The organism is Pseudobdellovibrio exovorus JSS (assembly GCF_000348725.1).
Lineage (GTDB): Bacteria > Bdellovibrionota > Bdellovibrionia > Bdellovibrionales > Bdellovibrionaceae > Pseudobdellovibrio > Pseudobdellovibrio exovorus.
The window spans coordinates 2,167,771-2,186,934 of record NC_020813.1; the positions used below are offsets into that span (position 1 = coordinate 2,167,771).

A 19,164-nucleotide genomic window follows, 5' to 3' on the forward strand; every position below is an offset into this window, starting at 1 on the left:
TTATGAAGTATTTTTTAACACTAGTATTTACTGTTTTTCTATCTTCTAAATCAGAGGCTTTTGATTTTTCGAACAATCCTAATTTTCTCGGTTGCTTAGAGCATCAAAAGCAAGAGTCTCTCTTATATACAGGCTCAGGTGGAAGCGTTTCTGTTACAGGTAGTGTTTTAATAAATCAAGTTGGCCCCAATTTCCTAATTATGAAATATTACTTTTATAACCCTGGGTCCAATACTCCATCATCTTCGCAATGTGGTTATCCACTCATAACTCCAGACCCCCCAGCTCCTGGATCTGGTTGGGGCTCTGGAGGCAATGGAGGGCCAGGAACTGGAGGAAGCAGCGGAGGCCCCGGTAGAGGTGCTAATGGAGACAGTACAGCACCATCATCCAATAATTCATCTAATACTTCAGCTTGCGGTAGTATTATCAACTACGCTCAAAAAACCGTAGATGAGCAAATTCCTCTAGATGGTGTGCCTTTTTATTTGAATTACAGTTCTTTTCATAAAAGTAGAGCTCGCCTTATAGAAGCAGACCATTCGATGGTTCCGCAGATATCTTATACAAAAATACAGGTCACAGTTGCAGAGGAAGAGCCTATTGAAGTTTTTGCTTCATCTAATCCTTATAAAAATTTATGGGATACCGTAACAGGTAACACTTCTTCAAATATATTTACTTCTAAAGTTTCATACGAAGTGTCTTTTATAGACAACGTGCTGATGCCGATTATTGAACCTCCTTTAAGGCTGGACATCCCAACATGGTCTTTCTCTAAAAAATTAACTGTTTACAATCCTGAAGTTTGGGGATTGGGCGGATGGACATTCAGCATACATCATTATTTCGATCACGAAAGTAAAACTCTTTTTCGAGGTGACGGAACTATATCGGAATATGTGCAAGACCAAACACTTCATACCACTACAATACAAGGTGTAACTGCCTACATAGTACCAAACAAGTTGGACCCAAATGAATATTTTATATTTAATGGGTTAGGACAGCATCTTGAAACACGTCTAGCATTGACGAATACAACAAAATATAAGTTCAACTACGCTCAAGGCTATAAGTTAACTTCGATTGAAGGGTTATATGGGAAGACTACTCAATTAATTTACGATACAGAGAACAAATTAACTAAAATCGTCGCACCCTATGGACAAGAAACACTCATTCAGATGCAAAACGATCGCATCGTTACGGTGACGAACTCTCTTCAAAAGAGCCATCATATTAATTATTTTCTGACAACAGGATTAATATCCTCTTTTCAGGACTTAACAGGCGTTATCACTTCTTTTGAATATAATGCCTTTAATGAGTTAACTGCTGAAAATAAAAATACTGGCTTTTATCAAAAGTTACTGACACAGCTTGAAGAAGGCTATCGTGTTTTTAAATTAGAACACCCTTGGGGTATTGCTAAAAAAGTCTTATTTTCATTTGATTCTGGTTATGAGGTCACTTACAGAGCCGACAATTCGGATTCACTTGTTCAATCCGAAGTTTTCAGTAAGGATGCAGAAGGTAATCCTTCTAGCTTTACTACCTATCAAGGGCAAAACAGCGAATCAATTCAGCATAGCCCTCACCCCCTATTTGGATTGAATATACCTTTAACAACACAAACCACAAAAGTGGTAACGGAAGAGGGTATAACCTCTTCCGAAACTCAACATATAAGCACTCAGTACTCTTACATTGGCAATAACCCCCTAGATTTGAATACTATTGTCAAAACGATTAATTATTCTAATGACTCGCATACTGAGCGCTATGTTACGAATGCTCCTGAAAAGTATATTTGGTATCGCTCACCACTAAATCACGATACTTATTGGTATTTTAACGAAGCGGCGCAGATCACACGCATTGAAGCCCCATTTCAAGAAGCAAAACAATTTACATATAATCAAGATGGCCAACTTATTAAAATCGAGACTGGCTCTGATTATGAAAACTATACATATGATACTAAGGGCTATGTAAATCAGATTTCAAATTCTAAAAACCAGATCACTAGTTTTATGCGTGACTCTCAAGGTAAAGTACTAACACAAACCTCAGCTAACGGCGAGCAAACTCATTACGAATATACAGATGCGGGCGATCTAAAAAAAATCACAACGTCTTCAAATCAAGTCCATTATTTTCAAATGGGACTAGGGGACTTTCTGCAAAAATATATAACTCCGAATAACAAGCAAACTGGCTATGTCTATGATACCAGCCATAGATTAATTGAGGTCACAAAGCCAAGTGGTAAGACTTTAGAATATACCTATAGTCCTATTAATGGCCTACTGAGCTCTTTAGGGGTATCCTCGGGAGTATATTCTTATGAATATGATGCCCATCAACGTTTGCAGGCCGTCAATTCTGCCGATGGTATTCGTTTAGAACACAAATGGTTTGGTTCAGAAATTAAACAGCAAAAATGGTATGACACGGACAATTCCGTAATAGCGACTTTGGATTATAATTTTGAAGAAAATCGCTTACGCCACAATCAAATTTTATTAAACTCGAATGAGATCGCTTCACTGAGTTACTTTAATGGATTAATCAATAGAATCAATGAGGTTAACTATTCTTTTAGAGCACAAAATCAATATTTTGAAATAGAATCATGGCAAGGCTCTTTTAGTGCTTATTACCAAAATGGTAAAGATCCTGCCACGGATAAACCTATGCAAACAATTTGGGGGATGGGAAAAGATGGGGATTCCGAGCCGCTACGTATCTACTCTTATCGTCATTATGACAATTTTGGACACGCCAGCTCTGCTTCCTCTTTAACTATAAATAGTAATAATGAGACCTTACAGTCTCACTACGAGCTAAAACCTGAATACGATGCGAATGATCGCTTGATTCAAGTGCAAAGAAATCGTCGTCACTTGGTTAATAATCAAGAGGTCTTAAGTGTCGATCACTATAATCAATATGATTTTCCTATCGGTTCAAACAACAACTTAAAAGAGTTCCGTCAAAAAGTGGATTTAAATTCAACTCCGCAAAAACGTACAATAGCCACTCATAGCAACGATGACCAACTCTTGACTCTACGTGGTTCGATTAATCGTGATTACCTCTATAACGATGATGGTGATTTAAAATCGATGACAAACTGTTACGGCAGCACTCAATATGAATACGACGTCTTCAGTAATTTAAAAAAGGTAACCCTGCCATCCGGAAAAATCATTGAATACAAAGTCGATGGCATGAATCGTCGACTAAAAAAACTCGTCAATGGCGTTACAAGCGAATACTAYTTGTGGTACGATCAGACTCGTATTGCTGCGATCTTGGATGAAAATAAAGAAACTAAGATTGTGTATCTTTATGGTCCCGAAATACAGCACGTACCAAGCTATGTCGTTAAGAATGGTGTCTCATATCGAATCTTACACGACCCAGGACTTGGTTCTATTCGTTATATCATCAATCCCTCTACTCGGGAAATCGTTCAAGAGATAGAATATGATGAATACGGAAATATGATAAAAAACACGAACCCAGAATTTCAACCCTTAACTTTTGCTGGAGGTCTTTGGGACTCGGATACGAGGATAAATAGATGAAAAATATAACTATCTCTTTTATATCTCTATTCTTTATGTTCCAAAGCATAGCATTTGCATTTAATGACAAAAAAACAAATCCACTTTTGACAGATAATTACATAAAAATTTGTTCTTCTGGAACTATGGACCCATTCGTTGCAAAAGACGAAGTTGAACAGCTATTAATCGGATTAATCTCGACTGTAACTAAAGTCGGCCAAATTGAACAGTTAAATAAAGCTCAAGCCCTTAAAGAAAACTTAACGAAAATGTCTTTTTCCGAAAGAATTCTTGCCGCGAATATTTTAATGATGGCTCGCAGTAATAATTTAAAAGAGATACGACAGTTCCTATCTTTTTCATCTGAGAATCGTATTATTGAGAGTTACAGAATGTATTATGATGGAGTCCTAGATTCATATATGGGAAATCTAGAAAATGGATACAAACAGATCGAATTAGCCATCGATAATTTGCCTTTTATTGATGAAGGAATGATTCTGTCTTTAATTAGTCTCGCAATTAAACTACCTGAACCTCCCAACACAATAAATAAATCATTAAGTTTAATAAACAATCTGCAAGACTCTAACCCCATGAAATATCTTCTATTAGCCAATAAAGAGATGTTCTTATATGGCTGGGAAAGTAAATCATCGAAAATCACTGAATTAATCCAGAAAGCATACCAGTTATGCCCAAAAGATATAGCTGTTGTTTTTAGTTTTGCTGCTATTGAAGATAGTCACTTTAAAATAGAGCTTGCTAAAGATTTATACTTAGAAATTTCAAGCGACAATGTGCTTTATTACCCAGAAATCGATGTTAGGTTACTACAGTATTATTACTATGACGCTCAAGATATGACCAACGCTAAAATTTATCTAACAAAATCACAAGCCAGCTGGCCCTATCTTACCATTGAAGATAAAAATATTGTTAAAGAAGTAACAGACTCTCTCGAAGAAAGATCATTTCAAACTCCATATAGCAATGTTTTAGTATACATCTCTGTTCCACTAATTGGCCTCATCCTAGGACTAATAGTCTTTATAAAAAGATTTAAGAAGCATAAAAATACTTAGTTATACTAACTACTTCTAAAAGATTCCAAAGAGCCGCAACATCCCTGACCTATGTCTAAAATCTAATTAATGAAACACCATAGAGTTAAGATAACGCCCTCACATCTTGCGCTTTTTCAAGAAAACCTCGCATGTGAAATAGATCTTGTGCATCGTAAAAATTATTTTCTTCAAAATCAGTAAGAATCATTTCGATAATTGTACTTAGGTGTATTATAAACCCAATCGCCGTACGCATATTATATTCTAAAAAAACTAAGCTTGTGTATCTTTATGGCCCCGAAATACAGCACGTACCAAGCTATGTCGTTAAAAATGGTGTCTCATATCGAATCTTACACGACCCAGTGCTTGGCTCTATTCGCTATGTAATCAATCCCACTACTCGCCAGACAGTTGAAGAGATAGAATATGATGAGTACGGAAATATGATAAAAAACACGAATCCAGAATTTCAACCCTTAACTTTTGCTGGCAGTACCATAGGGATTATATAATGAGCATACCAATATTATGCATATTAAGAACAACTACAAAGATGAATCCAAATAATATCGCCAATGAAGTCTTTTGTTCAGCTCTTAATTTTATGGGTAAGATTATTGTTACTAATGATTTTAACAATAAAAAAATTTCAGAAATCTTGACTACTCTTAGTAAAAATAACTCTAAAATAGCATTACTTGATGTCTGTGTTATACCATCATATTCCGAAAATGAAGTTATTATTAAATATCCTTTAGCTTCAAAAGAGTCTCGAATATTTTATAATATGACTAAGCTAGCTTTTCTGACCCCAGGCTTCAAATACATAGAGCAGCACTGTAACGAATTAACAGTTTTCGATAAGCCTAATATTGGACAATATTGTATGGCTATTGAAGTTAACGAACTTTTATTCTCTGAACCAAAGAATGGATTAGATTCAGAAAATCGAATACAAAAAGCTATGGCAATGTTAACTCAAGCCCTTGAAGTAATCATCAAATCTACTGAAAAAATTTAATACATTACGAGGGTGTTGAACGGCCCAAGACCCCACATACTCAAAAGAAAGGGTCTTTGAAGAAACTTTAATTTTTGCTGACCTCGCAATAACGAAAAAAATTAACGCCATTTAGAATTGACCAAAACTGATTTCCCTGTATGCTTTGGGACTTTTGAAACGAGTTCTGCAAGCTGAAAAATCCTGAACAACATCATCTGCACACACGACAACTTCAGCTTGCAGCTGTCTGAGCTTTCAAAAGCCCCAAAGTACACAGAGATTAGTCCGACCTCAACGCATCAATCGGATTCAACCTCGCCGCTTTCAACGCCGGATAAACTCCGAAGACAACGCCGATAGATGAGGAAAAAACCATGGCAAGGACAACAGACTGAAGAGTGATACTGGTCGCCCAACCGCCGAAGATGTTAATGCCCATCGAGATAATTCCCGCGAGCAATACTCCCATCAATCCACCGGTCACACTGACCACAACGGATTCAGAAAGGAACTGTGACAGGATATCGTTGGCGCGTGCCCCTAAGGCTTTACGCAAACCAATCTCGCGCGTGCGCTCGGTGACCGAAACCAACATAATATTCATAATACCGATACCACCCACCAAAAGTGAAATCGCCGCAATCGACGATAGCAACAACGAGATGGCTCCGATGGTGCTTTCCATTGCCTCTTGAATATCCGCCATATTACGCACTTCAAAAGCAGGCTCTGCGCGCGTATCGGGAATGCGATGGGCGGTGTTCAAGGCAGACACAATCGAATCTTGGGCCTGTACCATATTTTCAGGTTTATCCACTTCCACTTCGATATAACTGACACTGGTTGTTCCCATTAAGCGAAACATCGCCGTCTTCAGTGGCACTAAAATAATATCGTCTTGATCACGCCAGCCCGAAGCCCCTTTTGCCGGAAGTACTCCGATCACATTAAAAATGACCTTGTTGATTTTAATCATTTCACCAAGTGCATTTTGATCACCGAAAAGTTCATTCTTAACCGTGGCCCCAATAACAGCTACGCGGGCCCGTTGATCATCCTCATCTGTGGTAAAGAATCGTCCCACCAACGGAACCGAGCTGTGCATTTCAGCCCAATCCGACGAGTTCCCCTGAACAGTGGTATTCCAGTTTTTAGCAGAAAAAGTAACTTGCGCCCGAGTGCTGACCACAGCCGAAACACGATGGGCCGATTCAATTTTATCTTTAATCACATCGGCATCACTATAAAGTAACCGGTTGGCCGCACCTGTGGACTGAGCAATTCCCCCAACCCGCGTGACTCCGGGACGCACCATCAACAAATTAGTCCCTAGGGACGATAGATTTTCTTTGATCTGAGCCTCGGCTCCTTTGCCTAGTGCTAAGATCGTCACAACCGCCGCCACACCAATCAGAACGCCGAGCATAGAAAGCACTGTGCGCACCTTGTTGGCTAATAGTGTTTTGAAGCCCTGATTGAAATAGACCCAAAAATCCTTGATCGAGTTTTTGGTTTCAATCCATGCTCCCGACGAACTGTTATCAGCCTTTTGATAATCTTCAATTCGTTCATCTGAAAGAATTTGACCATCACGCATACGAATCAGGCGCTTAGCTTGATGCCCGATTTCTTCTTCGTGAGTCACGATAACCACAGTAATTCCCGAAGCATTGAGCTTTTTTAGAATCTCCATGATTTCTTTTTCACTTTTAGAATCTAGATTTCCCGTAGGCTCATCGGCCAAAATCATGCGGGGATTGTTAATCAAAGCACGTGCAATCGCCACACGCTGTTGCTGACCGCCCGAAAGTTCATTGGGTTTATGATCCAAGCGGGACTCTAATCCGACATCCGTTAGAAGTTTGTGAGCTCGCTCAAATCCCACCGCCTGCTTCGAATACAGCAGTGGAAGGGACACGTTTTCAGCGGCGGTCATCCGCGATAACAGATTGAACTGTTGAAAGATAAAGCCAATTTCACGACGGCGAACAATGGCCAATTCGTCTTCGCTCATGTGTGCGGTTTCAATTTCATTAAACTTATACGAACCATCAGAGGGTACATCAAGTAATCCCAGTATATTCATCAAGGTCGATTTACCCGAACCCGACGGGCCCATGATCGCCACAAACTCACCATCGTCAATACGCAAATCAATCCCCTTAAGAATCTCAAGGGTTGAATCGCCCATCACATAGGATTTTTTGATCTGACGTAGTTCAATCATACTTTACCTTCTACGGCCACCAGGGGGACCGCCAAAGCTAATCCCACCACTAGAGGTATTTTTCTTCTCGGCCACGATGGCTTCGACAACGATATCTCCGGCATTTAAGCCAGACAGCACCTCTGTCTGTTTTCCATCGGTAATGCCAAGACGAATGGGACGATTTTCTGGCTCTTTCCCCGTCTTCACTAGAACATAGGGCCGTCCCGCTTCATATTTCACAAAGGCATTGGGAACAACAGTGATATCTTGCTTAGATTCTCCGATAAAGTTCACATTCGCTGTCATACCGCTTCGTAAGAAATCAATTTCTTCCAGTGGCAACACATAGACAGTGTAAGTGGTGACGTTATTCACTGTCTTGGCTTCGTAGGCAATGTGACTCACCACCGCCTCTAGAGGTTTATTTAAGTAAGCATCTAAAACCACTTCGGCTTTTTGCTTCACAAAGATTTGCGCCAGATCCGTTTCATCCACCTGAGCTTGGATCGTCAGACGATCTGCCATCACCAAAATAGCATCGGCAGTAGTAAAGGTCTGTCCTGGTTCAATACTGCGCAGAATAATCGTTCCTGCCAGCGGAGCAATAATCGGTGTGGGTTTATAGATCTCTTCCCATTTGCGGACCTCCGCCTCACCTTGAGCGCGCGCGCCGTCTAATAGCACAGCACGCTCTGTTGAGCTGACCCATGCCAAGATTTCGCCTTTCTTAACTTTTTGGCCTTCGCGTACATTGATACTTTCGGCGCGGCCTGCTAGCGGAGACTTAATTTGCAAGCGGTTCTCGGGCTGTACTGTACCCGTGGCTAAAATTTTTAATGCGATATCGGATTTTTTGATTTCGGCTTCGCGATACTGCGTTGGTTTCGCTTTAAAAAAGAAAAACCACACGCCACCGGCGATCAGAATGGCTAAAACAAGGGAAATAATAACATACTTCTTATTCATGTAAGACTCCAATACCCTGAGCTTGCTCCCACTGTGCTTGCTTGATGATACGATTGCGTTCGCTTGATAAATTTTCTTTTTGTCTGTTGATAAGATCGGTTTCAACAATGTCCCACTCTTCGAAATTGATAAAACCATTTTTATATTTATTACGCGCAACTTCAGCACGCATAATAGCGGCCTTATCGAAATTTCGGTCTATCTTTTCCTTTTGTAGCGCTTGCATATAGTCATAGTAAGACTTTTTGATCTCGCTTGAGACTTTCAAAAATACATTACGCGCACTCAATCTATTACTTTCATAAGTCGACGAAGACGAGCGATAACTGGAATAGGTTCGCAATCCATCAAATAAAGGAATCGACAAAGTCAGTCCCACAGACCACGAGTCTTTTTCTGGAAAAAACCTATTATCCGAATAACCATAGCTGCCTGATAAGTCCAGCTTCGGTAAAAAATCAGCCCGTGTAATTTTAAGGCTATGCAAAGACATCGTTTCATCGTACTGAGCTGTTAAAACATCAGGGTGACGATTCGCTATTTGTTCGAAGTCCACTGATTTAATGTCTTCATTCCCCCGTGGCACATTGCTGTCGACCGTGATCTCTTCAGATGTCGGAAGACCCAAAATACGTTTGAGGTTATCAAGGGCAAGATCCGAGCTATTTTCGGCGCTCATCACATCGTAACTCGCCATCTCAACATAAGACTCAGATAGTAAGAGGGAACCCTTATTTTCACGTCCCATGTTGTACTGTAGCTTTACATTCTCATAGTTTTCTTTACGACGTCTTAAGATGTCAGACGTCAGCCGTTTAAAATCCTGCATGTAATACACTTCAGCGTAGGCCTGCTTCAGTTCACTGCTTAAACGCGATAACGTCGAATCCAAGCTGGCCTTAGCTTGCTGAGTTTTTGTATTTGATAGATAATACGAGTTGATATCGGCAAACCCTGCGAACAGGTTTTGGCTTACTGAAAGTTGAGCGCTATAGCCGTGAGTACTTGGGCTACCGATCACTTGTCCATGTGAAGCCCCCATAGAAGCGCTCACTCGTGGTAGAAACCCACTCATGCCTGCTGTCTGAGCTTCTTTGACTGACTCATAATTTTTTAATGCTGATTGGTATTCAAGACTATTTTGCTTCGCCATCTGAATGGCATCACTCCAATTGAGAGTGCGAGCCTCAAGCGTCATGGTCGCGATCAATACAGTTAAAGCGCTTACTAAAATCCTCATGTTGATTAGTTTAGTGGGGGCCCGACTTAAATTTCAACTCATTAATTTTTTTTAATTTATCTATACAGAGTGGCCTCTCCATATTGTTTCAACATTTGTTTTTTACACTGCTGTAACGACTCTGCTCTGAAATAAAAAAAAGCCCACAGTTTAAAACTGTGGGCTTTTCCGACATGTTGTTTATTATGGAGTTATCTTTAGAGCTATTGAACTAGTTAAATTAACTAGCTCTTACTATCTTTTCATTTGAATGACTTCAGCTAGCAACTCATCAGAAGTTGAAACTGTTTTAGCATTCGCTTGGAAGGCTCTTTGGCTCGTGATCATATTCACGAATTCAGAAGCGATATCCACAGTTGATCTTTCAAGAGACTTCGCCATGATTGTACCGCGACCAGATGAACCTGGAGAACCTACTGAAGGGCTGCCAGAGTCTCTTGATTCTTTAAACATGTTTCCACCTGTTTTGAATAATTTCTCTGGATTTTCAAATTTTGCTACTAGGATTTGACCTAGGCTCAAGATTTGACCGTTCGTGTAAGAAGCTGTTAAAACACCGTCATCATTGAACGCTAAGCTAGTTACTGTACCAGCAGAGTATCCATCTTGATCCCAACGGATAACATCTGACTCTTTACCGTATTGCTTAGTACCTTCACCGCGGCCACCAGTTGCAATAGCATCACCGAAGCTTAAGTTAATTTGTTGGTTTTGTTGTGCACCACCAGCAAAGTTGAAGTTAGATGTCGTTGTTTCTTGAGATTGTAACAATCCATCTTCAGTAAATTGTAGACGACCTTCTATCACTTGAGCCATTTCTTGTCCAAGTGGAGTTCCTTCTACTTCTTTACCATCTACTAAACCGCGGAATGTCCATGTACGATCTTGACCTTTGTTGAAGAACAAGTTCATTACGTGTTTGTTACCTTGAGAGTCAAAGATTTCTACCGCTGTAGCGTAATCTGAAGTTCTGTACGGATCATTAGCATCAAATACTTTTGCATCAGCAACCGCACGAGAGTCTAAGTTTAATTCTAAATTGATTTCTTTAGTCGCAGAAGCATTGATCAACGCGCGAGGGAATTTGATATCGCCAACACGGTTTTCAATTCTACCTTTTTCATCAGCCATGTAACCTTGAACTTTTTGACCGCTTTGAGTTACTAAGTGACCTGATTTATCGAATAAGAAAGAACCATCACGAGTATAGTTAACACCTTGGCTTCCTTTAACTTGGAAGTAGCCATCACCGCTGATAGCAAGGTCAGTACCGCGATCTGTATGATCAATGTTACCTTGTAAAAGGATAGGGTTTACTGCAGCTAAGCGAACACCGCGACCTAATTGGTTACCACCATCGATACCTTTTAAGTTGCGAGACATAATGTCTGTGAATTCTGCGCGAGATGCTTTGAAACCTGTTGTGCCTGAGTTGGCAATGTTATCTGCTACTACACTTAAGCCTTCGCCTTGTGCTTTTAAACCAGATACACCTGTCCACATTGATCCTAGAACGCTCATATGACCTCCATGTCATGTTAGGTCAGCCTGTCGTTAGCTGACACTGTTATGAAGGGCCCCCTCTACGAGGACCAGCCCTAATATTCTTTTTTAAAACTAACTACAGAGATGCAAGTCTACATCACTATAGTGCTGTCGATGTTGGTGAACACATTTTCTTTTAATGCATTCTTATCCATCACCGTCACGACCGTGTTGTTCTTCACACTCACGATCAAGGCTGAATGATCCATTAACACTAATGTATCCTTCGAACCCTTAGCCGCGGCCTTTTGAACCGCTTCACCCAATCTTGTCAGATCCTGAGGCGAGTAGGAAATCCCTCGCGACTGCATCCGCTCGATAGCGTGATTAGAAAACTTAAGCTGAGGCCCGTCTGCTTTCGCGGCACCTGTCTTCAGAGCTGCCGTTTCATTCGCTGAGTTCGCCTCTTTCAAAGCATCTTTGAAGGTGTCCTTAAAAGATACTTCGCCTTCACCACCGGATTTTTTAATTTCCGTCGGCTTGGTCGGGATCAGATTCTGTATTCTATCCAACCCATTCATCAGGGCAGGATTATTCAACTTCATCTTTTCCATGCTACTTTATCTCCTTCTGTAACTGTTCCATTAATTCTGGTGCCATCGCTACATCCGTCATCACGTTGCCCTTCTGAGAGAAGCGGGGCACCGTTGATAAAGTGTCTTCTGCTGTAAGATTAGTTTGCGATGCATCACCTGTGTTTTTCAAGTCAAGGCTAGTAGAGTTTTTTAAATTCTGGTCGTTCTGCTTAGCACTTGAGTCTGTAATCTGACTTACGTCCTTCATTTTTATGCTCTGATTTCCCACCTGAAGTACAGGTCCTTCAGACGAAAAGCTAATACCAGTGATCGTTCCCTTGAACTCAGTACGCACAGGAATACGATTTCCAACATTATTTTTCGCATCTACTTGGAAGAAATATTCACCAGCAGTTTGCGGAGCACCTTTATCATTTTGTCCATTCCAAGTGATTTTATTTTCACCGGCTTTTAAGTTCGTCATGTTAAACTCACGAACTAATTCACCTTGCGCAGAAAATAATTTCACACTGACATCGCCTGCATCTTGTACAAGATTGAAATTGAAATCGTGTTCTTTATCGAATTGTGTTCTAACAACTCGTGAAGAGTCACCAGCAACAGTTTTTCCAATTAAGTTTAAAGCTTGGAAATCCTGCGGCTGTGAGCCACGTGCTTCGATCTTACCAAGAGTCGTATTCATGTTCGTCATTTGCTCTAAGCTCGAGAATTGCGCCAACTGCGCCGCCATCTCGTGATTTTTAAGCGGGTTCATCGGATCTTGATGTTTCAACTGAGTTAACATCAATTTGAAAAATGCATCTTTATCCATTTTTTCATTCCCGTGTCCTGCAACTCGCTTAGAGTTGTCGACCCAATTTTTATCGGCAGCGCGATTCAACAATGCACTTAAATCTTCAGAGCCAATTTTTTGTTTCTGCTCATCAGTTAAAGACTGAACTTCTTTTGGATTGACCATTTCAGTTGACTGATCATTCCAAGTTTTCGTTCCGACTTTCATTCCCATTGTTGACATTCTGTCTCCTCGGTTATTTTGTTAAACCATTACTTAAGCCACTCTGTTCAGAGTTGCGCCTTTAGTTCCACCATAAGTTCTTAAAGCTTGTGCGGATTGCGCACGATTGCCAGCTTGAAGATCTACAGATGACCCTGACCATTCACGTTGCCCTGAAGAGCTACCAGATGAGTTACCAGAAAAACCCTGCTGAGAGTTTTGCTGCATATCATTCCAGAATTCACGCGCTTGGTGTTGCGAGTTACCCTGATTTAAGTTTGACTGATTCTGAGCCGTATTGTCAGCATTTGTCGCACCTACAGTGTCAATTTTAACATGTTCTAAACTTAAACGCTGAGCAGCTAGACCCGACTTTAGATCAGATAAACTCTCTTCAAGAAGCTTTTTTGCTTCATGAGTCTGAGTTTGCATCTCAACATTCAGTTTTCCATTCTGTAGAAGAACTCTTAACTGAACCTCGCCCATACCTTCAGGAGTCATCTTCACGTTAACTTCACCACCACCGCGTCTTACCAAGAACTGTGCTTGATTCATAATTTCGCGGATGCTGGCGTCACCCACATCGGCATTGACATCAGCATTCGCCATTGCTGTCGAAGTGCTTGCTGTCGCTTGCAAATGAGTTTTAAATTCGCCATGAGACTGTCCTGCAGCTTGATGTAATCCATTATTTCCCATCAGGTCAGATCTTAGATCTTTCATCTGCTCGAAACTTTTTTGTTCGAACTGACTTTGTTCTGAAAATCCTTTGCTTTGAGCCTGAGGTACACTAAATGTTTTATCTTGCTGAAGCTTACTTAAAATATCTTGCTCGAATTGCTGCGCTTTCTGAGCCCCTTGTGCTTGCACCTCATTCAAAGGCTTAGCTTGCGCATTCAACCCCTCTGAAACAAGAGATTTAGAACCCTCTGTGAAATCCACAGCCGCTTCTAAGTCAGCTTGTAAAGAAGACGATGACGCCAACTTCGATGACAACGCTTTATCCTGCTGTTGCAAAGCCGCTTCTTCTAAAGCTTGCTCTGGCGACAAAGAGGCCACTTCGCCCTCTAACGTCGGCATCTGGTCTGACAGTTGTGCTAAAGACAGCTCTGCATCTGCAGACACGGTCTGAGCCATAACATCAGATCCCTCTGCCGCAGGCAATGAAGCCTTGGCTAGTAGATCAGCTAATTGAGCATTTTCTGTGATTCCAACTTCGATCTTCGCCAGTCCGTCTATCTTCGACTCTGGAGTTTCAATATTATTCTCGATTGAGGCCATAACATTTGAAACTATCTTGTCTTCATCTTCCGTCACTCTCTTTTTTGTTCCCCCAAGTGACTTTTTATTTTGCCCTTCTGAATCCTTTTCAGCTCTTGACCCTTCTTGCCTTTGTGCTGCGTTTCTTCGTTCTTCTTCCCGTTTCGCCGCCAGATCGTCTTTTCTTTGTTCCAATCGCCGATCTAGTTTGTCTTGTAGTGCTTTTTCGAAGTCTTTTCGATAGTCACCACCGGAAGTATCACGAAACCGCTTGCTCTCTGCAAGTTTGGTTTCTAGAGCCTCTCCCTTTTGTGGGGGGCTGACACCTATCATTTTATCGAGCATTTCCCTCCTTGTTGCCGTTCTTGTTACTCATTTACCGATCCAGCTACTTGCTTGCTGGAGCTCTATATCCCGTATAGCGCTCTGCAAACACCTGAGCTTTCTCAGGAGCAATTAAATTTAAAATATCTGCCGCATTTTTCTTTTTCATGCGACCTAAAATTTCGATAACTAAATCTTCATCCAATGTCTCGAAAACTTTTGCCGCCTGTTGCGGTTTCATGTTCGAGTACATTTGCACCAGCGTATCCACTTTCGTATCGTCGTCGCGAATTTTTTCTTCTAGTGCCGTCGAAATACGTGCACGCGTTTCTTCTAGCTTTTGCAATTTTTCAGCGATCTCTACTTTTTGTTTTTCGATTTTTTCAGCTAGTTTATTCAACTCTTCTTCACGTTGATCTAACTGCTTTTTTCGTTCTGCTAGTTTAAATAGATAATCCGTATCATCTACTTTTTTCGCATCTACAGTCGGAACTTTATCCACTGTTCCGGCAGGAACAACCGGAGTCGCCTCGACAGGCTGGGCATTTGTCGTTTCATTCGCCTGCGCTGTGCCCACACTGATTTCAATTTTTTTAAAATAAGATTCAACCGAGTCAAAGTTTTCTAAAAACAATAATCCGGCAGCGGCAATCAACATAAAACTAAAAAGAGGCATCACTGGAAAAGATTTCTTTTCCTTTCTTCTGTTATTTGCCACAGAAGATGAACTCTTAGTTTTTACCTGAGTAGCAGACGTCTGAGGCGTCTGTTTCATTTTTTTGAAGTGTTGATCATATCCCGTCTTCATGACTTCCTTTTATTAGATTTTCCTTCCTAGAAAACCTCAATACAGCTAACTCATCCATATCCGCTTGTTGTTCGCGATCAGTCTGTGCTTTATGCTCAGCCCGCTGCTTTTCTTCAAGCTTCTCTAATATCTTAACCTCAGAAACGGCTTGTCGCAAAATTTCACGTTTCAACTCGACCAATTTTTCGAATTCCAGTAGACGTAGGTTCTGGTTTTTAATTCTTAAGTCTTGCCCGATTACAAATTCATTAATTTGTTCAACAGAATTAACCCAACCAGAGCCCTGTTGGATCATAGTCGCCCTTTGATCAAGCGAACTATTTTTAACATGAACCATTTCGTCCCTTTTAGCCACTTCCTCGTCATAAGCCGCCTGTGCCTCGGCAAAGCCCTTCTGGGCCATGTCCGCAGCGATTTGGCGCTGTTTGAGTACTTTTTCTAAAGTGAACTTAAACTTCTTCATCTTTTGGCTTCCGTATTATCTTCAGCTTGTTCTGTGGTCTTAGGCACCAGCTACGATTTGGGACAGCTTACGCATACACTGCTCCATATTCGAGTGGTCCTCTGTTCTTTGACGTAAGAACTCATTAATTGGGTCAATGAGCTTAATCGCTTTATCGATCTTAGGGTTAGCTCCAGCTTTATAGGCTCCCACATTGATAAGATCCTCGGCATCACGATAGGTCGCTAGAATCTCGCGTAGTTTTTGCGCCATACGCACGTGATCTGGGTCTGTCACCGCTTTCATTACACGGCTTGCACTTTGTAAGACGTCAATCGCGGGGAAATGCCCTTTATGAGCAATAGCACGGCTTAAAACAATATGCCCGTCCACAATAGAGCGGACTGCATCCCCGATAGGGTCATTCATATCATCACCCTCAACAAGGGTGGTGTAAAAACCTGTAATAGAACCAGAACCTTCAAAGTTTCCGGCGCGCTCTAAAAGCTTTGGTAAAGTTGAAAATACAGAAGGTGTATAACCTTTTGTGCTCGGTGGCTCACCGATACTCAATCCGATTTCACGCATGGCCATGGCAAAACGAGTTACGGAATCCATCACCAGCAACACGCTTTTGCCTGTGTGAGCAAAGTACTCAGCAATAGCTGTTGCGACAAAGGCTCCACGCATACGTAATAGAGGACTTTGATCACTGGTCACGCAAACAACCACTGTTTTGCGCATACCCTCTTCACCCAATTCATTTTCAATAAATTCACGGACCTCGCGGCCCCGCTCGCCGATCAGTGCGATCACATTCACATCGGCTTCGGTCTGTTTCGCCATCATTCCCATCAGAACGGACTTACCCACACCTGAACCGGCCATAATCGCCACACGCTGCCCGCGGCCTGCGGTGATGGCCGCATTGATGGCGCGCACGCCCACATCTAAAGACTCGCGAATTGGAGCCCGCATCAGTGGATTAACGACTTCGCCATATAAAGAAACTTCATTGGTGATTTCGATTTCAGGGCCGTTATCTAACGCTTTTCCCATACCATCAACAACACGTCCAAGTAGTTCTTCACTGACTTTAACTGTCGCTATAGATTTACTAAGAGTAATTTTTGAGCCCATGGAAATACCCTGTTGGCTTCCCAAACTCATCATCAAGACATGGCGATCACGAAATCCTACGACCTCAGCCAACACCGGCTTATCAGAGGCCGCAGTCTGAATTTCACAGATACTGCCGACACTTACACCTGGAATGTAGCCTTTAATAATGAGGCCCGTTACTTCCGTTACCTTACCACTGTCATTAGTAAGGTGAGTGTTGTTAATTAAATTTTGATATTTATCAAAGTTAATAATCATGAGGGCTCGATTGGCGATTTCACCTTAGGTACGGCCTGTTTTAATTCAGCCCATAATTTACTGACCCGTTCTTCAATTCGAGAATCGATCACACCATAGTTAGTTTCGACAACACAGCTACCAACAGAGACACTGTCAGACGCGACAAATTTAATTTTTTTCAAAAAGTCATTTTGACGTCCCGCTGATTGCTGAACATGTTCTAGGAAAGCCAATTGTTCAGGAGCTACCAGAACATTCACATTCTCGTCAGCTTGGGCATCTTCAATTGATTTTTTGATAACTTTTAGAACTAAATCTTGATTTTCATTTACATGGTCAAAAGCTAAACGAGTCGCCACTTCATAGATCATTTTCATGATATGAGCTTCATTTTGGCGAACCATTTCTTCTTTGATCTGCTGCATGTTTTCTAGCAACTGATCTAACATCTGACTTTTTTGTTGCAGCTCTGCCGAAGTGTCTCCGACAGCTTGCTTGCGTCCTTCTTCCAAACCCAATTCATAGGCTTTTTGGTAAGCTTCTTCTTGAAGGACCGAAACTTTTTCAAGAACTTTTAATTCGATAGTCTGTTCTTCAGTTTTACGTTCGATATCTTCAACACCAGTTAAAACACGAAGAACATCATTCATCACGAAATCAGATCCACGCGCTTTTTCCTGCAAGTATTGCAAAGCAGAATCTGGAGTTTGTAGATCGAATTGCTTCGGAACGTAACTCATTACGGTTACGTCCGATTGCTCGATTTCCTCATCATTTGTTTTAACTATACTAGACCATCGCATCTTCTGAACCACCACGTGCTATGATAATTTTACCTTCAGCTTCTAACCTACGAGCCGCATTAACGATCTCTTGCTGAGCGGACTCAACATCTGATAAACGAGCAGGTCCCATATTCGATAAGTCCTCACGCAACATTTCTGCCGCACGAGCCGAGATATTTTTGAAGATTTTTCCACGAATATCTTCGTTTGCTGTTTTAAGAGCCAACAACAATTTATCATTTGGAACTTCTTTAAGAAGAATTTGAATACCACGATCATCAATTTTCGCGATGTCTTCAAATACGAACATCAACTTACGAATCTCTTCCGCTAAAAGAGGATCTTTCTCTTCTAGGCGAGACATAATAGATTGCTCTGTATTTTTATCCATAACGTTCAGCATTTCGGCCACTGGCTGTACACCACCCAATGAAGCTTGCTCAACAGTATGGCTGTTCGACAATTGATTCTTTAACACTTTGTCGATCTCTGAAATCAACTCTGGATCCACGTTATCTAAGTTCGCCATTCTTAGAACCACTTCTGCCTGTAGACTTTCAGGAAGTCTTCTTAAAACTTCACCTTTTTTCTCTGGCTCTAAGTGAGCTAAAATAACAGCTACAGTTTGCGGATGCTCATTCACTAAGAATGTCGACAGTGATTTCGCATCCACCATTTCTAATGACTCTAATGTACGACCAGAACCTGAGTTAATATTCAAACCACCCAAGATTCCACGGGCACGCTCTTCACCCAAAGCATCTACGATATTTTCTTTACTGCCCATTTGTTCAGAGAAAATGAACTCTTCCGACTCGCTTACTAGCTCGTAGTACTCTTCTAGAACGCGTTTAGTAATACTTACAGGAACAATTTTAAACTTCGACATCAAGTGAAGTAACTTACGAATATCGCCATCTTCCATCTTCTGAAAAAGCACCTTAATGGCATCTTTACCCAGATAATTCACCAATATCGCAGCTTTATCCACACCACGTAATTGATCGTAATCTAAGTTTTCAAAGCGACTGATTCTCATTAA

At 41.2% G+C, this 19,164-nt stretch carries 17 protein-coding genes; 4 read left to right on the forward strand and 13 right to left on the reverse strand.

Annotated elements, in window-relative coordinates:
* Positions 1–2: 2 nt before the first annotated feature.
* Together A11Q_RS10735 and A11Q_RS10740 are read left to right on the forward strand one after the other, a co-directional pair.
* A complete protein-coding gene (locus tag A11Q_RS10735; protein ID WP_015470837.1) occupies positions 3–3,596 on the forward strand; it encodes an RHS repeat protein in 3,594 nt (1,197 codons plus the stop codon).
* The gene (locus tag A11Q_RS10740; RefSeq protein WP_015470838.1) at positions 3,593–4,663 is read left to right on the forward strand and encodes a hypothetical protein; all 1,071 of its coding nucleotides are present in this window, start codon (positions 3,593–3,595) and stop codon (positions 4,661–4,663) included. Before A11Q_RS10735 ends, A11Q_RS10740 begins: the two co-directional genes overlap by 4 nt.
* An 85-nt stretch (positions 4,664–4,748) precedes the next feature.
* Here A11Q_RS10740 and A11Q_RS13900 read toward each other — a convergent pair whose 3' ends face one another.
* Entirely contained in the window at positions 4,749–4,901 is a 153-nt protein-coding gene (locus A11Q_RS13900) for a hypothetical protein (RefSeq protein WP_158320373.1), read from the reverse strand.
* 25 nt (positions 4,902–4,926) lie between these two features.
* On the opposite strand from A11Q_RS13900, the gene A11Q_RS14080 reads away from it, so the two are divergent.
* Together A11Q_RS14080 and A11Q_RS10745 are read left to right on the forward strand one after the other, a co-directional pair.
* A complete protein-coding gene (locus A11Q_RS14080; protein WP_476704231.1) occupies positions 4,927–5,160 on the forward strand; it encodes a hypothetical protein in 234 nt (77 codons plus the stop codon).
* Positions 5,160–5,669: a hypothetical protein gene (locus A11Q_RS10745; RefSeq protein ID WP_148284990.1), complete on the forward strand. Its 510-nt coding sequence runs from the start codon at positions 5,160–5,162 to the stop codon at positions 5,667–5,669. The genes A11Q_RS14080 and A11Q_RS10745 overlap by 1 nt, the downstream gene beginning before the upstream one ends.
* 262 nt (positions 5,670–5,931) lie before the next feature.
* On the opposite strand, the gene A11Q_RS10750 is transcribed toward A11Q_RS10745, so the two are convergent.
* The 12 genes from A11Q_RS10750 to fliG all read right to left on the reverse strand — a co-directional run bounded on the left by A11Q_RS10750 (position 5,932) and on the right by fliG (position 19,161).
* Entirely contained in the window at positions 5,932–7,878 is a 1,947-nt protein-coding gene (locus A11Q_RS10750; protein WP_015470840.1) for a MacB family efflux pump subunit, read from the reverse strand.
* A gap of 3 nt (positions 7,879–7,881) precedes the next feature.
* Positions 7,882–8,826, reverse strand: a complete 945-nt coding sequence (locus A11Q_RS10755) for an efflux RND transporter periplasmic adaptor subunit (protein WP_015470841.1) — start codon at positions 8,824–8,826, stop codon at positions 7,882–7,884.
* Positions 8,819–10,066, reverse strand: a complete 1,248-nt coding sequence (locus A11Q_RS10760; RefSeq protein WP_015470842.1) for a TolC family protein — start codon at positions 10,064–10,066, stop codon at positions 8,819–8,821. Before A11Q_RS10760 ends, A11Q_RS10755 begins: the two co-directional genes overlap by 8 nt.
* A 234-nt stretch (positions 10,067–10,300) precedes the next feature.
* A complete protein-coding gene (locus A11Q_RS10765; RefSeq protein WP_015470843.1) occupies positions 10,301–11,587 on the reverse strand; it encodes a flagellar hook protein FlgE in 1,287 nt (428 codons plus the stop codon).
* A gap of 116 nt (positions 11,588–11,703) precedes the next feature.
* Complete coding sequence (locus A11Q_RS10770) at positions 11,704–12,165, reverse strand: TIGR02530 family flagellar biosynthesis protein (protein WP_015470844.1); 462 nt, start codon at positions 12,163–12,165, stop codon at positions 11,704–11,706.
* A 1-nt stretch (position 12,166) separates the two neighbouring features.
* Entirely contained in the window at positions 12,167–13,162 is a 996-nt protein-coding gene (locus A11Q_RS10775) for a flagellar hook assembly protein FlgD (protein WP_015470845.1), read from the reverse strand.
* A 33-nt stretch (positions 13,163–13,195) separates the two neighbouring features.
* On the reverse strand, positions 13,196–14,746 hold the full coding sequence (locus A11Q_RS10780) for a flagellar hook-length control protein FliK (protein ID WP_015470846.1): 1,551 nt from the start codon (positions 14,744–14,746) through the stop codon (positions 13,196–13,198).
* A 43-nt stretch (positions 14,747–14,789) separates the two neighbouring features.
* A complete protein-coding gene (locus A11Q_RS10785) occupies positions 14,790–15,533 on the reverse strand; it encodes a MotE family protein (protein WP_015470847.1) in 744 nt (247 codons plus the stop codon).
* Entirely contained in the window at positions 15,517–15,996 is a 480-nt protein-coding gene (gene fliJ / locus A11Q_RS10790) for a flagellar export protein FliJ (RefSeq protein WP_015470848.1), read from the reverse strand. The genes A11Q_RS10785 and fliJ overlap by 17 nt, the downstream gene beginning before the upstream one ends.
* Before the next feature lie 39 nt (positions 15,997–16,035).
* Positions 16,036–17,355: a FliI/YscN family ATPase gene (locus tag A11Q_RS10795; protein WP_015470849.1), complete on the reverse strand. Its 1,320-nt coding sequence runs from the start codon at positions 17,353–17,355 to the stop codon at positions 16,036–16,038.
* The gene (locus A11Q_RS10800) at positions 17,352–18,140 is read right to left on the reverse strand and encodes a FliH/SctL family protein (RefSeq protein ID WP_015470850.1); all 789 of its coding nucleotides are present in this window, start codon (positions 18,138–18,140) and stop codon (positions 17,352–17,354) included. Before A11Q_RS10800 ends, A11Q_RS10795 begins: the two co-directional genes overlap by 4 nt.
* A complete protein-coding gene (fliG, locus tag A11Q_RS10805; protein WP_015470851.1) occupies positions 18,127–19,161 on the reverse strand; it encodes a flagellar motor switch protein FliG in 1,035 nt (344 codons plus the stop codon). The genes A11Q_RS10800 and fliG overlap by 14 nt, the downstream gene beginning before the upstream one ends.
* Positions 19,162–19,164 lie beyond the last annotated feature (3 nt).

Bases quoted from the DNA above. Each gene is read 5' to 3' on its own strand.
- A11Q_RS10740 (WP_015470838.1), top strand. From the start codon at position 3,593: ATGAAAAATATAACTATCTCTTTTATATCTCTATTCTTTATGTTCCAA.
- A11Q_RS13900 (WP_158320373.1), bottom strand. From the start codon at position 4,901: ATGCGTACGGCGATTGGGTTTATAATACACCTAAGTACAATTATCGAA.
- A11Q_RS10745 (WP_148284990.1), top strand. From the start codon at position 5,160: ATGAGCATACCAATATTATGCATATTAAGAACAACTACAAAGATGAAT.
- A11Q_RS10750 (WP_015470840.1), bottom strand. From the start codon at position 7,878: ATGATTGAACTACGTCAGATCAAAAAATCCTATGTGATGGGCGATTCA.
- A11Q_RS10755 (WP_015470841.1), bottom strand. From the start codon at position 8,826: ATGAATAAGAAGTATGTTATTATTTCCCTTGTTTTAGCCATTCTGATC.
- A11Q_RS10760 (WP_015470842.1), bottom strand. From the start codon at position 10,066: ATGAGGATTTTAGTAAGCGCTTTAACTGTATTGATCGCGACCATGACG.
- A11Q_RS10765 (WP_015470843.1), bottom strand. From the start codon at position 11,587: ATGAGCGTTCTAGGATCAATGTGGACAGGTGTATCTGGTTTAAAAGCA.
- A11Q_RS10770 (WP_015470844.1), bottom strand. From the start codon at position 12,165: ATGGAAAAGATGAAGTTGAATAATCCTGCCCTGATGAATGGGTTGGAT.
- A11Q_RS10775 (WP_015470845.1), bottom strand. From the start codon at position 13,162: ATGTCAACAATGGGAATGAAAGTCGGAACGAAAACTTGGAATGATCAG.
- A11Q_RS10780 (WP_015470846.1), bottom strand. From the start codon at position 14,746: ATGCTCGATAAAATGATAGGTGTCAGCCCCCCACAAAAGGGAGAGGCT.
- A11Q_RS10785 (WP_015470847.1), bottom strand. From the start codon at position 15,533: ATGAAGACGGGATATGATCAACACTTCAAAAAAATGAAACAGACGCCT.
- fliJ (WP_015470848.1), bottom strand. From the start codon at position 15,996: ATGAAGAAGTTTAAGTTCACTTTAGAAAAAGTACTCAAACAGCGCCAA.
- A11Q_RS10795 (WP_015470849.1), bottom strand. From the start codon at position 17,355: ATGATTATTAACTTTGATAAATATCAAAATTTAATTAACAACACTCAC.
- A11Q_RS10800 (WP_015470850.1), bottom strand. From the start codon at position 18,140: ATGCGATGGTCTAGTATAGTTAAAACAAATGATGAGGAAATCGAGCAA.
- fliG (WP_015470851.1), bottom strand. From the start codon at position 19,161: ATGAGAATCAGTCGCTTTGAAAACTTAGATTACGATCAATTACGTGGT.